This window comes from Anoxybacillus sp. PDR2, from assembly GCF_009834045.1.
Taxonomy (GTDB): domain Bacteria; phylum Bacillota; class Bacilli; order Bacillales; family Anoxybacillaceae; genus Anoxybacteroides; species Anoxybacteroides rupiense.
Genome location: NZ_CP047158.1, coordinates 439,985 through 453,830 on the forward strand (window position 1 = coordinate 439,985; position 13,846 = coordinate 453,830).

Consider the following 13,846-nt stretch of genomic DNA (forward strand, 5'->3'; position numbering starts at 1 on the left):
GAACAGATGAGGCTTACGATTCGATTTAGACCAAAAGATGGAACCCTTATATTACCGATCAACTATGAAGAAGTGTTGCAAGGATTTTTATACCGTTCCATTCAAGATTTTGACCTTGCGGATTTTTTGCACAATGTTGGATATACAAAAGAAAAGCGGAGGTTTAAACTATTTACCTTTAGCCGGCTTTATGGAACATACCGTATACATCGGCATGAGAAAAAAATCGAGTTTTTTGACCAAGTGACATGGCATGTTTCATCTGTGGTGGAGTCTCTTATTGTCGATTTGGGAAGAAACTATGTATTGAAGGAACACTTTAACCTTAATGGACAGCCGATTCATATTGAGGAAACGGTAGTGAAAGCGCTAGATATCACTGAAAAGCACGCCTATCAAATTCGAATGCTATCGCCGCTTACGGTCTACAGTACTTATGAAAACCGATATGGCGATAAGCGAACCCATTTTTTTTCGCCGCTTGATCTTGTTTTTTCAGATATGATAGAGAAAAATTTTTGCAATAAGTTTCAAGCCTATTTTCAAGCGCAGCCAACGGAGAGAGTCAAGATTAAGCCGATCAAAGTAACAGAAAAAGATAAAGTGATTACAGCGTTTAAAGATTTCCGTATCAATGCATGGAATGGAACTTATGAAATTCAGGCCCCGCTTGCTTATTTGAAATTTATGTATGATGTTGGGGTCGGTTCCAAAAACTCGCAGGGATTTGGAATGTTTGAGATCATAGAGTAGTTGTATTTCTTTGTCGTCGACCTCTAGTAGCGTACGAATCCCGGGGGATCGACGACAATTTTCTATTTGCCAAAATTCCTATAGTGATAAGAGAAATAAAATATTGATAGAATCTTTAGATAAGTTTATAATAACGTTGTATTGATTTTCCAAATGTTGATTTAACAATATTTTTTAGGGTTTTTATCTTAACTATGAGGGATTGAAACCTTGGAAGGGGGCTGATACCATGCAGGCTCGCTTTCTTGTTTTTATCTTAACTATGAGGGATTGAAACAACCATAAACATCCATTCAAAAAACCTACCTTTGAGTTTTTATCTTAACTATGAGGGATTGAAACTATCAATAGCGATTGTTCTCACAATTAAAACAACTCCGTTTTTATCTTAACTATGAGGGATTGAAACAGGGCTGTAGATTCAGAATTTAAAGCTGCAACAGCGTTTTTATCTTAACTATGAGGGATTGAAACTCGGTCGCGATATACAACCGCTCAATCGCCGACCGGTTTTTATCTTAACTATGAGGGATTGAAACCTCAGTCTCTGAAACGGAGGCTATCGACCCCAAATATCGTTTTTATCTTAACTATGAGGGATTGAAACATAAAAACTTGTCCTTGTTGAGTTCCTCCTGGCTGGTTTTTATCTTAACTATGAGGGATTGAAACTCACACCTTTTATTAATGGAATAACCAACATCTTTAGTTTTTATCTTAACTATGAGGGATTGAAACTTAGACCGGACATTGACGTATTTTTTCAAGATGGTGCTAGTTTTTATCTTAACTATGAGGGATTGAAACAAAAGGATGCGTTGACGGCGGCCCAAGTAGCTAATAGTTTTTATCTTAACTATGAGGGATTGAAACTACTGCGAAAAGGTAAAATTCAAGCCATGTCTTTTGAGTTTTTATCTTAACTATGAGGGATTGAAACTGAGCTTTCTTCGTGGCAAACCCGGAGCAGACGGCGTTTTTATCTTAACTATGAGGGATTGAAACCCTTCCGGTCCTATCCCCCGAAGTGGTAGCCGATACCGTTTTTATCTTAACTATGAGGGATTGAAACCCTTCCGGTCCTATCCCCCGAAGTGGTAGCCGATACCGTTTTTATCTTAACTATGAGGGATTGAAACATATGTAGGCGGTCTTTTTTCCTCATATACGCCAAGTTTTTATCTTAACTATGAGGGATTGAAACATGAAAGGTCGATGGGGGATGTGATTCCCCATCCCCGTTTTTATCTTAACTATGAGGGATTGAAACTTCGCAAAAATGTACTTTTACCGATCCCCTGAGGGCCGTTTTTATCTTAACTATGAGGGATTGAAACACAATCTCTTGCTTGCAATAACGTAAATACTCTTTGTCGTTTTTATCTTAACTATGAGGGATTGAAACGAACAAGAGCTGTTTTCCCCATCGACGGGCGAGCGCCGTTTTTATCTTAACTATGAGGGATTGAAACTTTTTCAATTGTTCGTATAGCTTCAGGTAGTCAATGGTTTTTATCTTAACTATGAGGGATTGAAACTGGCAAAAAGCGCTGGTTGCTGCAACATTCGGATTCGTGTTTTTATCTTAACTATGAGGGATTGAAACAAACTACTCTATGTAACAATATCCTAGATCATCGGCGTTTTTATCTTAACTATGAGGGATTGAAACCCTAGCAGGGATAATATAGAAGGAACGATCTTTTTTGATAGTGTGGGGAAAATAGAAGAATCTCTGATTTCCTTAAAGCTTAGCTGTCGTTATTTCGTGGTAATCGGTTTACGCTTGCCGACCGATTTGCTCATTTTAATACATCCATCGAGGAGTCTCCCGCCTCTAAGCGAAGTGGAGGTGGGAGAGGTCATCAGACCGCTTGCTGTTCGATTCTTTGCTGTGTGCTTTTGTGACAGAGACAAGTCTGTCACCCTCTTCCGATCTTCGGTGTTCTAGGCGGCTTCATTGTATGGATGGCTCCGCCGCCCTTATTTTGTCATCGTCTGCCGTTTTTCCGCTCCTGCTTTATGCGAATCTGGAAAGGAGCGGATCTTTTCTGTTTTTTAGAAAATTTCCCGTTGCGCTTTCGACTTTCACATGTTCTAATAGGAATGATAGTAAAGCGAATGATTGGTTCGCCGATTTTGCATACAATGGAGGGCTGGAAGTTGAAAGATGCAATCATCCGCTTTGAGCGTGTGACAAAGCTGTATGATGGGGTTGCGGTGCTTGACGATGTAAGCTTCGAAATTGAGAGAGGAAAGTTTTATACGCTGCTGGGGCCGTCAGGATGCGGAAAGACGACGATTCTGCGGCTGATTGCGGGCTTTATTGAGCCATCGCGCGGAACGATTTATTTTCACGATCAGCCGATCAACCAGGTTCCGGCTAATAAGCGGCAAGTGAATACCGTGTTTCAAGATTATGCTTTATTTCCTCATTTGGATGTGTTTGAAAATGTGGCATTCGGGCTGCGCATAAAAAAAATGAAGCAGGGCGAGATTGATAAAAAAGTGAAGGAAGCGCTGCGGTTTGTCAATTTAGAAGGATATGAAAATCGTAGAATTCAAGAAATGTCGGGCGGACAACGGCAACGGGTGGCGATCGCGCGCGCGATTGTGAACGAGCCGGAGGTGCTGTTGCTTGATGAACCGCTATCAGCGCTTGATTTGAAGCTGCGGACAGAAATGCAATATGAATTAAGGGAGCTGCAACGCCGATTAGGCATTACTTTTATCTTCGTTACACATGATCAAGAAGAAGCGCTGGCGATGTCGGATCAAATTTTTGTGCTAAACAAAGGAAAAATTCAGCAAAGTGGCACGCCGAAAGATATTTATGATGAACCGGTCAATCGGTTTGTTGCGGATTTCATCGGCGAATCGAACATTTTGCCGGGACGCATGATTCAAGATTTTCTTGTGGAATTTGCCGGAAAACAGTTTGAATGCGTAGACAGCGGATTTTTGCCAAATGAACACGTCGAGATTGTCATTCGCCCAGAGGATTTAGAAATGACGGCACCGGAGCGCGGCAAATTGCGTGTGCGGGTAGATTCTCTGTTGTTCCGCGGCGTGCACTATGAAATTTGCGCCTATGATGAAAACGGCAATGAGTGGCTTGTCCATTCTACGAAAAAAGCGGAAGTTGGAGAAGAGATCGGCCTTTATTTTGAACCGGAGGCGATTCATGTCATGCACATAGGGGAAACGGATGATGGCCGCCATGAGAAATAATGCGCGTAACCTTTATTTAATTCCGTATGTGTTGTGGATCGCTTTATTTGTCGCGGCTCCTATTTTGCTTATTGTGTATTATTCCTTTTTCGATATTGAAGGAAAATGGACCATTGCCAATTACGAGAAATTCTTTACTCCTATTTACTTAAAAATGGCGCTGAATTCGTTTTGGTATGCGTTTTTAATTACGTTGTTTTCGTTGTTGATTGCTTATCCAACCGCTTATTTTTTAACAAAAACGAAACATAAGCAGCTATGGCTTTTATTGGTTATTTTGCCGACGTGGGTCAATTTGTTGCTGAAGGCGTATGCTTTTTTAGGCATTTTTGGAACGTTCGGCTTGGCTAATGCTATTTTAGAAATATTGGGAATCGGCAAAAAGCAAATTTTATTTACAGACTTTAGCTTTGTTTTCGTATCGGTTTATATTTTTATCCCGTTTATGGTGCTTCCTATTTTCAATGCGCTTGAAGAGCTGAATCCGTCGCTTGTGGATGCCGCACGCGATCTTGGGGCTTCCGCATGGACGACATTCCGCCGCGTTGTGTTTCCGTTGACGCTGGATGGCGTAAAAGCGGGCTGCCAAGCGGTGTTTATCCCGTCATTATCTCTGTTCATGATTACGCGTTTAATCGCTGGCAATCGCGTCATTACTCTGGGGACGGCGGTTGAGGAGCATTTCCTCGTGACCCAGGATTGGGGAATGGGAGCGACCATTGCCGTGTTTTTAATGATTGCGATGGCGGCTATTATCGGGTTAACAGGAAACCGGAAGTGAGGAAGGCAGATGAAGCGAAATCGAACATGGGGACAAATTTATTTAGTGACCGTATTTGTCATTTTATATGCGCCTATTTTTTATCTTATGTATTATTCGTTTAATAGCGGCGGCACGATGCATCATTTTCAGCAATTTACCTTCGAATGGTACAAGGAGGTATTTCACGATCCTCGCCTTTTAATTATTGTCATCAATACGCTTGTGGTCGCTTTGTTATCGGCTACGATCTCGACGATTTTAGGTGTGGCGGGGGCGCTTTCGATTTATTATGTAAAAAGACGAAGAGCCAAAAATTTGCTGCTTACGTTTAACAATGTGCTCATCGTAAGTCCTGATGTCATTATTGGTGCCTCGTTTTTAATTTTATTTACGATTGCCGGAATCAAGCTGGGGTTTATCTCTGTTCTCTTATCACATATTGCCTTCAGTGTTCCGATTGTCGTATTGATGGTGCTGCCAAAGCTGCAGGAAATGAGTCCGACTTTAATGGATGCGGCGCACGATTTAGGGGCGAATCAATGGCAAGTGTTAACACGAGTCATTTTGCCGTTTATTACACCCGGTATTTTTGCCGGATTCTTTATGGCGCTTACATATTCACTTGATGACTTTGCTGTGACGTTTTTCGTAACCGGAAACGGCTTTTCGACGTTGTCGGTGGAAATTTATTCACGAGCGCGGCAAGGAATTTCCTTGTCGATCAATGCGTTGTCGACCCTTCTGTTTTTATTTACGATCCTTCTTATCGTTGGATATTATGTCATTAGCCAAAAAGGCGGCCGTTTGTACGGGGAAGGAGGGCGCAGATGAGAAGGCTTGTTCAATCGTTTGCCGCTGTTTTGCTGATTACTGCCGCTTTACTTTATATATCCTATCGCCTAAATGAATCAGAAGGCTATGCTGGAAGCCGTACGCTGACTGTTTATAACTGGGGTGACTATATTGACCCGAAGCTGATTAAGGAATTTGAAAAAGAAACGGGATGGAAGGTCATTTATCAAACCTTTGATTCGAACGAAGCTATGATGGCAAAAATCGCTCAAGGGGGAACGACCTTTGATGTAGCGGTACCGTCAGAGTATGCGATCAGCAAAATGAAAGAGGAAGGAATGCTTCTTCCGCTTGATCATTCCAAGCTGCCGAATTTGAAATACCTCGATTCGCGTTTTTTGAATCTATCATTTGATCCGGGCAATCAATATTCTGTGCCGTATTTTTGGGGCACGGTCGGAATCGTCTATAATTCAGAAATGCTTGGCGGCAAAAAGCTGACAAGCTGGAATGATTTATGGAACAAGGATTTGCGGAATCAAATTTTGCTTGTCGACGGGGCCCGAGAAGTGATGGGAATGGCGCTAAACAGTCTTCATTATTCATTAAATGATACGAATCAAGCGCATTTATTGCAGGCCAAAAGAAAGCTTGATTCCTTGACGCCCAATGTGAAGGCGATTGTCGGTGACGAAATAAAGATGTTGCTGGCCAATGAAGAAGCGGCGATTGGGGTCGTGTGGTCTGGCGATGCGGCGGAAATTATTGCGGAAAATGACAAGCTGGACTATGTTGTGCCAAAGGAAGGCTCCAATCTATGGTTTGATAATATGGTGATTCCGAAAACGGCAAAAAATATTGAAGGAGCGCATCAGTTTATTAATTTTATGCTCGATCCGAAGCATGCGGCGGCGAATGCTGAATATGTTGGCTATTCCACGCCAAACAAAAAAGCGCTGGAATATATGCCAAAAGAAGTGGTAAAGGATCAACGGTTTTATCCTGATTTCCATTCGATTGGCCGATTAGAAGTGTACGAGAATTTGGGAAAACGGATGCTCGCTTATTACAATGAACTGTTCCTTGAATTTAAAATGCATCGCAAATGAAAGGAAGATTGAACGGATTGACACGGATGAAAAAAGCGTGGGTGACGATAGGGACTGTCGGGTTGTTTATGGCCGGAAAGCTAAAATGGCTGTTGGCGCTTGCAAAATTTTTGAAGCTAAGCTCTCTCATTTCTTTATTTATTTCCTTTGGTTTATATGCGCTTGTCTATGGATGGAAGTTTGCTGTGGCGTTGATCTATCTGATTTATGTGCATGAAATGGGGCATCTCATGGCAGCGCGGAAAAAAGACATACCGACGTCTAAAGCGATTTTTCTCCCTTTCATTGGCGCGGTGGTGGCGCTGAAAAAACAACCAGAATCAGCGAATGATGAAGCTTATTTAGCATATGCCGGGCCGCTGTGGGGGACATTGGCGTTTTTGCCGGCTTTTCCGCTGTATTGGATGACAGAGGATCCTTTTTGGGGACTTGTAATCGCGCTGGGAGCGATCATTAATTTATTTAATTTGCTTCCGATTCATCCTCTTGACGGCGGAAGAATTGTGGGGGTGATCTCTCCAAAAATCTGGTTCTTTGGACTGATAGGAGGAGCGCTTTATTGGATTTGGCGCCCGAACGGAATATTAGCTTTGATCTTGCTTTTTGGAGCGATGAAATGCTGGGAGCTGATGAGGCAGGCTTTTCGTTATGAAATGCTGAAGGCGGAACAAAAAGCAGACAAGCATGCTCTTGAGCAATTGGAAACATATCGGTCAGCAACCGAACAGGAACAGTATGAGATGCGCCGAAAATGGGCAGAAGAGCAAAGCCGCATGGAAATCGATAGAAAACGTTACGTACCGGTTATACAGGATCAGCAAAAATTGCGAAAGCATCAAGCGCTGATCTACAAAGAAAACCTTGATTTGCTATTAAATGCTACAAGCTTTTGGATGATCGATGAGGAAAAGTTGCTTAAGGCTAAAGACGAGCTGGAAGAGGCCATCCGTGATGGCGAGGAAGCTATGCGAACAGAAAAAGTGTATTATGCGTCAGATACAAAAACGAAGTGGCTATGGTTGGTTTTGTATATTGGACTTGGCGCGTTTTTACTTGCATGTACGATGTATGGCCAAAGCCTCTTAGACCGATATCAATCGATTATCTCCTAAACACATATCCCCCTTGCCGGCTGGCAAGGGGGTGATCTATATGAAAGGGGGGTACGCGTTTTTATTTGGCTGTTTTTAATTTGGCTAGCTCTTGTTCTACTTCTTCATGAAAAACGGGAGGCAGGGACAACGTTTTTTGTGTTTCATATACGTATGTGCTTGCTTTGGCTTTTGCTTCAAGGGACCGAACATGTTCTTCGATACGTTCAAATCCTTTTAGGATCTGTTCCGGATTGAAAGAAACGAGTGACGTGTTGACATCTGTAATGGCTTTGGCGGCATGAGCTCGTGCAATGAAATCAAAATGCTTGATTTTTAGCTCTTCATACTTTTCTTTCAGTTTCTTTAGCTGTTCATTTAAGTATGTTGTTTTTTCAATTAATGTGTTATACTGCTGTTTGTATGTCTCAAGTTTTTTCTCATAGGATATTTTTTCTTGCAGGGCCATTTTTGCGATGGCCTCTTCTTCTTTTTCGATAGCGAGCTTGGCCTGGCGTTCTCTTTTTTTCACGATTTCTTCGGTACGATGAATGAGCATTTCATAGCGCTGCTGGATGGCGAATTGCTGGGCGAGTGCTTGCTGGGTGTTGTCAATCTGCTCATTTAACTCACGAAGATATTGCTTCGTCATGCGAATAGGATCTTCACATTTGTCAATCCAATCGTGCAAATCGGCCGTGACGATCCGCTTCAGGCGCTTGAAAATCCCCACGTCTCTATTCCTCCTTTTTCTGTATCGTTTTTTCCCATTCATCTAGAAAATCTATGGCTTGTCCGGATGAAGGGGCAACTGTTGGCCATTCTTCACGGACTTGTCGCTTGTGATACATCATATAAATCGCAAATAAGATAAACGGAACAAGCAATATTTTAGGCAGAAGCGCCGTGATGCCGATTCCCATAAGGGCCAAGCCTCCCCATTTCCATCCGCTAGAGCTTTTGGCTGTTCTCCAAAGCATCCAGCCGCTGATGATCATGGTCCATTTCATCAACAGAGGGAAGAGAATCCATATGGCCCAACTGTTTTCATAGATTCTGATCATGGGTGGACTGTGATCAACATAGTGGCGTCCCATAAATAAATCATGGCGATGGGGCATGTCCATGATTGGGATCGCTTGTACTCTTCCGGAAACCCCGGCATTTATGAGCAAACACAATCCACTCACAGCAGCGATTGTTGCGAGAAGAATAAGAAATAGATTGGGCCGTTTCATCACTTCTCACCTCCTTTTTTTGCTGAGTTTTCTCGCATGGCTGCTTACAATTCGCATTGTAAAGAAAAAAAGAGAAAATCAGGTGAAAAAAGAAGGGAGAAAAGAAAATTTTTTATTAACTGTTGATAAACGTTCTCATCCTGAGTCCCACACTGCCATTGTCCGCATTCCTTATCGGTCAAGAGCTCTCAAGACAATTTAAAATAAAAACATGCCTTCCACAAATGGAAAGCATGTTAAAAAGGAATGGTAACAATAAATTCAGTACCTTTCCCCAGCTCGCTTTGGACATCAATCGTTCCGCTGTGGGCGTTGACGATCCATTTGGCAATGGAAAGGCCAAGACCATGCCCTCCTTGCTGCCGTGACCTTGCTTTATCGACGCGATAGAAGCGATCAAAAATGCGGCCGATTTCTTCTTTTGGAATGCCTATGCCTGTATCTTTAACAGAAATGATCAGCCGGCGCTGCTTTGCTTTCTCAATATGAATCGATAGCGTGACATGGCCTCCGTTCGGGGTATACTTGATGGCATTGTCTAGCAAAATATAAAGCAATTGCGTCAGCTTGTCGGTATCGCCGATCATTTGTGCTGATTCAGGCGCTTGAAATTGCAATTCAATGCTTTTCTTTGCGGCCACATCCGCTAACAGCTGCAGCGTTCGTTCCGCATGAGGGCGGAAATCAAATGCCTCCTTCGCAAGCTCAAGCGCGGCGTTTCTAGCATCTGCGCGCGCCAATGTAAGCAAATCAGTCATGAGCTTATTCATTCGTTTGATCTCCTCGCGCAAACGGTGCAACATCTTTTGCGCGAATTCATTGTTTGTGATTTCTTCTTCCATTTCAAGAGCTTCCACCGATGAAAAAATCACGCTCAGCGGGGTGCGCAGCTCGTGAGAAGCATCGGCCACAAATTGGCGCTGGCGGTTGTAAGCTTCATGAATGGGGACGAGCGTCCGCCTGGACAGAAAGTAGCTCAGCAAAACAGCAATGCCAATAAATAAAACCGCTAAGCTGATCAGAACGATCCAAAGCCATTTAAATACACTCGAAAATGAGGTGACATCCATACCTACATACAACACGCCGATCAAATTGCCATGAACAACAACGGGGCGAGCTGCGGTTAAAATTTTTAGCTCATTTGTATGAAATCTTGAAAACTTGCTCATGTATGCGGGCAGACGAACCTCTATATATTTTTGCTTATTTTGCTCTGGTGCCGATTGTGCCAGCGATTCAAGAAGCAAGGGGCGCATGTCCTGATTCACTTCATCGCCCATGAGAAGCTGTCCATTCATGTCGATTACATAAAAAAAGAATTGATCCTCGCTTAAAAACAAAATATTTTCATTGTCCATAAGATCGAAATCGCTTTGTTTGATCAGAAACTGCTCAATCACTTTCTTTTCCTGATTGGCAAGGCTAGAAATTCTCCGTTCTTGGTCGTTGGTGACAATCATATAGAGAAGAAAGCAAACAATCAGGATAAAGGCAGTTAAGAAAATCATGAAAATGCCGCTGTACAAAATGGTAAGGCGCCAGTGGGCGAGGCGGAATATATCATGATTTTTTACATTTTTAAAAAAAGCCCCCCATTTATTCATCAATTTTGTATCCCACCCCGCGCACGGTTTGAATCATGTCTGCATCCAGCTTTTTGCGCAGCAGCTTGACAGTCGCATCAATCGTTTTGAGGGAAACATCGGCATCATATCCCCAGATTCGATCTAACAAGATGTCGCGGGATAAAACCCGCCCTTTGTTTTGCAGGAGCAAATCGAGCAGCTGAAATTCGCGCGGCGTCAAAAAGATCTCTTGGCCGCCTCGATGCAGTGTATGGCTTGTGCGATTTAAGGTAAAATCTTTAAAACGGACGATTTCTTCTTGAATTGGGATAAATGTCCGGCGCGATAATGCTTTCAAGCGAGCTACTAGCTCTTCAATTTCAAATGGTTTGACAAGATAGTCGTCGGCTCCTGCTTCAAGGCCCTGGACGCGATCTTGTACGGCGTCTTTAGCGGTAAGCATGAGAATAGCACCTGAATATCCTTGCTTGCGCAGTCGCTTGCAAATCTCGACGCCATCGCCATTTGGGAGCATCCAGTCTAAAATGAGCACATCATAAAAAGAAGCGAGCGCATAATCGTAAGCTTCTTCTCCTTCCTGCACCCAATCGACTTTATCGGCTCCTTTTTTCTTTAGCATGTGAACGATGAGTTCTCCTAAATATACATCATCCTCTGCAAGCAGCAGCTTCATTCGTTCTCCCTTCTTTCCTAATGTAAACTCTATACGGTGGCATTCAAAATTCGTGGCTTTTATTCGGTTTTCTATTATCAAGTATAACCTCAATCATTTGGTTTTTCATTTTGCAAATAAAAAGTTGAAGCTGTGTTCATCCATCAGGAAGTCTCCCGCCCCTTAAACGGAATGGAGGTGAGGGAGGTCATCAGACATGTTGACGATCGAATAAAAAACCTGAATATCACTTGCTGGATGGGCATGCTTCGAGACTGTCCCCCATTTTTTCATTGGGGATGACTGTTTATTTATAAAATTTTAGCGAATTTTGATGAAAAAGAAGTGAAAATTTAGTAAAATAAAGAAAAGGAAATTTTATCAAAATGATGGAAAAACTGAAACCGTTCGCTTAGAAGATTCGTATATACAGATGAATCGGGCAAAAAAGGGGGGGGAAGCGATGTTTGGGTATCCAATCGAGACGGTTTATTTATTTACGCTGGTCATCAGCGGCAGCTTAACCTTTCTTTATATTTTGTTAAGCGATGTGTTAGATGGCATCTTTGATGCATTCGATCATCCCTTATTAAGCCCTCAATTATTTTTATCCTTTTTTACCGTTCTCAGCGCTACTGGGTATTTGCTTGAGCGCTACACCGCAGCAGCCTCTTATTTCATTGGGCTCATCAGCGCAGGAGTTGCACTGATTGTCGTATTGCTTTTGCACTTTTTTGTGTTTGTTCCACTTCGCTCAGCGGAGTCCTCCCTGAACTATGCTCAAGAGGATTTAGAAGGGTGCAAAGCTAAGGTGATTATTACGGTGCCGGCAGATGGATTCGGCGAAATTTTAATTCAGCGGGCAAGCGGTGCTATTTCAAAACCGGCAAAAAGCTTAAAAAATGAGGAAATCCCGTTGGAAGCAGAGGTGATTGTGGTTAGCATGGAAAACGGTGTCGCTGTAGTGGCGAAGCGTGATCCATATTATATTTCATAAATAAAGGGGGAGCTTGTATGACGCCGATTTTAATTGTTATCGGAGTAGTCGTTGTGCTGCTGCTTGGACTGGTTGCCATTTTTATGATGCGGTACCGTACCGTTGGGCCAGATGAAGCTTTAATCGTAACCGGCAGCTATCTTGGCAGCAAAAATGTACATGTAGATGAATCAGGAAATAAAATTAAGATTGTCCGGGGCGGCGGAACATTCGTCTTGCCGATTTTTCAACAAGCTGAACCATTGAGCTTGCTATCTATTAAACTAGATGTCCAAACGCCGGAAGTTTATACAGAGCAAGGAGTTCCGGTTATGGCAGATGGTGTAGCCATTATTAAAGTCGGCAGTTCGATTGGCGAAATTGCTACTGCCGCTGAGCAATTTCTAGGAAAGTCCAAGCAAGATATGGAGAATGAAGCGAAAGAAGTGCTGGAGGGGCATCTTCGTTCCATTCTCGGCTCCATGACAGTAGAAGAAATTTATAAAAACCGCGATAAGTTTTCACAAGAAGTGCAGCGTGTTGCTTCTCATGATTTAGCGAAAATGGGGCTCGTTATTGTTTCGTTTACTATTAAAGATGTACGTGACAAAAATGGTTACTTGGATGCGTTAGGAAAACCGCGCATCGCTCAAGTGAAGCGCGATGCGGACATTGCGACCGCAGAGGCGGAAAAGGAAACGCGTATTAAGCGCGCTGAAGCGGATAAAGATGCTCGTAAAGCCGAATTGGAGCGCTTGACGGAAATTGCGGAAGCCGAAAAAATGAACCAGCTGAAGCTTGCTGAATTCCGGCGTGAGCAAGATATTGCCAAAGCGCGTGCAGACCAAGCCTATCACCTAGAAGAAGCGAAAGCGAAGCAGGAAGTTACTGAACAGCAAATGCAAATCAAAATTATCGAGCGGCAAAAACAAATTGAGCTTGAAGAAAAAGAAATTTTGCGCCGCGAACGTCAATATGATTCAGAGGTGAAAAAGAAAGCCGATGCCGACCGTTATGCAGTGGAGCAGGCAGCGGCGGCGGAAAAAGCTAAACAAATGGCGGAGGCCGATGCGCAAAAATACCGGGTGGAAGCAATGGCAAAAGCAGAGGCGGAGAAAGTGCGCATTGACGGTCTGGCCAAAGCGGAAGCAGAAAAGGCAAAAGGGGAAGCCGAAGCGGAAGTTATCCGCTTAAAAGGTCTGGCCGAAGCGGAAGCAAAACAAAAAATTGCCGAGGCATTCGAACAATACGGCCAAGCGGCCATTCTCGATATGATGATCAAAATGCTTCCTGAATATGCGAAACAAGTGGCAAGCCCGCTTGCTAATATTGACAAGATTACGATTGTGGACACGGGCGGCAGTGATGTGAATGGCGGTGCCAATCGTGTTGCAGGCTATGCGACCCATCTGATGGCGACGTTGCAGGAGTCTCTAAAAGCGGCTTCTGGCATTGATGTCAAAGAAATGCTGGAGAATTTTTCAGGAAAAGGAAATGTAAAGAGCAGCATCGACCAGCTACCGCAGGAGCTGGCGGAACAAAAAGCAAAGGGATCGGAGAATCAAGAATAATCGAAGGAAAAAGGCGCTTAGAGGCGCCTTTTTTTATGGGCTAAACAAAGACGGGGCTTGGATGTTCAAGCCATCTGCAGT

12 protein-coding genes and 1 CRISPR repeat array are annotated in these 13,846 nt (G+C 43.2%); of the genes, 8 read left to right on the plus strand and 4 right to left on the minus strand.

From position 1 onward, the window contains the following. Positions 1–6 precede the first annotated feature (6 nt). The 6 genes from cas6 to GRQ40_RS02200 all read left to right on the plus strand — a co-directional run bounded on the left by cas6 (position 7) and on the right by GRQ40_RS02200 (position 7,760). Positions 7–753, plus strand: coding sequence for a CRISPR-associated endoribonuclease Cas6 (cas6, locus tag GRQ40_RS02175; RefSeq protein ID WP_159719278.1), 747 nt, complete (start codon positions 7–9; stop codon positions 751–753). Between the two features lie 179 nt (positions 754–932). Beyond that, positions 933–2,425: a CRISPR direct-repeat array (repeat unit 30 nt; unit sequence GTTTTTATCTTAACTATGAGGGATTGAAAC). Between the two features lie 491 nt (positions 2,426–2,916). Then, positions 2,917–3,984 carry an ABC transporter ATP-binding protein gene (locus GRQ40_RS02180; protein WP_370514183.1) on the plus strand — a complete coding sequence of 356 codons (1,068 nt, stop codon included), beginning with the start codon at positions 2,917–2,919 and terminating at the stop codon, positions 3,982–3,984. Beyond that, the gene (locus GRQ40_RS02185; RefSeq protein ID WP_159720719.1) at positions 3,974–4,765 is read left to right on the plus strand and encodes an ABC transporter permease; all 792 of its coding nucleotides are present in this window, start codon (positions 3,974–3,976) and stop codon (positions 4,763–4,765) included. Before GRQ40_RS02180 ends, GRQ40_RS02185 begins: the two co-directional genes overlap by 11 nt. 9 nt (positions 4,766–4,774) lie before the next feature. Further along, positions 4,775–5,578: an ABC transporter permease gene (locus tag GRQ40_RS02190; protein ID WP_159719279.1), complete on the plus strand. Its 804-nt coding sequence runs from the start codon at positions 4,775–4,777 to the stop codon at positions 5,576–5,578. Then, entirely contained in the window at positions 5,575–6,648 is a 1,074-nt protein-coding gene (locus GRQ40_RS02195; RefSeq protein ID WP_159719280.1) for an ABC transporter substrate-binding protein, read from the plus strand. The genes GRQ40_RS02190 and GRQ40_RS02195 overlap by 4 nt, the downstream gene beginning before the upstream one ends. Before the next feature lie 26 nt (positions 6,649–6,674). Next, on the plus strand, positions 6,675–7,760 hold the full coding sequence (locus GRQ40_RS02200) for a site-2 protease family protein (protein ID WP_236546438.1): 1,086 nt from the start codon (positions 6,675–6,677) through the stop codon (positions 7,758–7,760). Positions 7,761–7,821: 61 nt separating this feature from the next. Here GRQ40_RS02200 and GRQ40_RS02205 read toward each other — a convergent pair whose 3' ends face one another. From GRQ40_RS02205 to GRQ40_RS02220, 4 genes are all read right to left on the minus strand, one after another. Next, the gene (locus GRQ40_RS02205; RefSeq protein ID WP_066151067.1) at positions 7,822–8,472 is read right to left on the minus strand and encodes a PspA/IM30 family protein; all 651 of its coding nucleotides are present in this window, start codon (positions 8,470–8,472) and stop codon (positions 7,822–7,824) included. 4 nt (positions 8,473–8,476) lie between these two features. Then, complete coding sequence (locus GRQ40_RS02210) at positions 8,477–8,977, minus strand: hypothetical protein (protein WP_066151070.1); 501 nt, start codon at positions 8,975–8,977, stop codon at positions 8,477–8,479. A 236-nt stretch (positions 8,978–9,213) separates the two neighbouring features. After that, positions 9,214–10,587 (minus strand): sensor histidine kinase, encoded by a 1,374-nt coding sequence (locus tag GRQ40_RS02215; protein ID WP_159719282.1) that lies wholly within the window; start codon positions 10,585–10,587, stop codon positions 9,214–9,216. Then, positions 10,577–11,239, minus strand: a complete 663-nt coding sequence (locus tag GRQ40_RS02220; RefSeq protein WP_066151075.1) for a response regulator transcription factor — start codon at positions 11,237–11,239, stop codon at positions 10,577–10,579. The genes GRQ40_RS02215 and GRQ40_RS02220 overlap by 11 nt, the downstream gene beginning before the upstream one ends. Positions 11,240–11,681: 442 nt before the next feature. Between GRQ40_RS02220 and GRQ40_RS02225 the strand changes: the two genes are divergently transcribed. Together GRQ40_RS02225 and GRQ40_RS02230 are read left to right on the plus strand one after the other, a co-directional pair. Next, a complete protein-coding gene (locus tag GRQ40_RS02225) occupies positions 11,682–12,215 on the plus strand; it encodes an NfeD family membrane protein (protein WP_159719283.1) in 534 nt (177 codons plus the stop codon). A gap of 17 nt (positions 12,216–12,232) precedes the next feature. Beyond that, complete coding sequence (locus GRQ40_RS02230) at positions 12,233–13,765, plus strand: flotillin lipid rafts scaffold protein FloT (protein ID WP_159719284.1); 1,533 nt, start codon at positions 12,233–12,235, stop codon at positions 13,763–13,765. Positions 13,766–13,846: the final 81 nt, after the last annotated feature.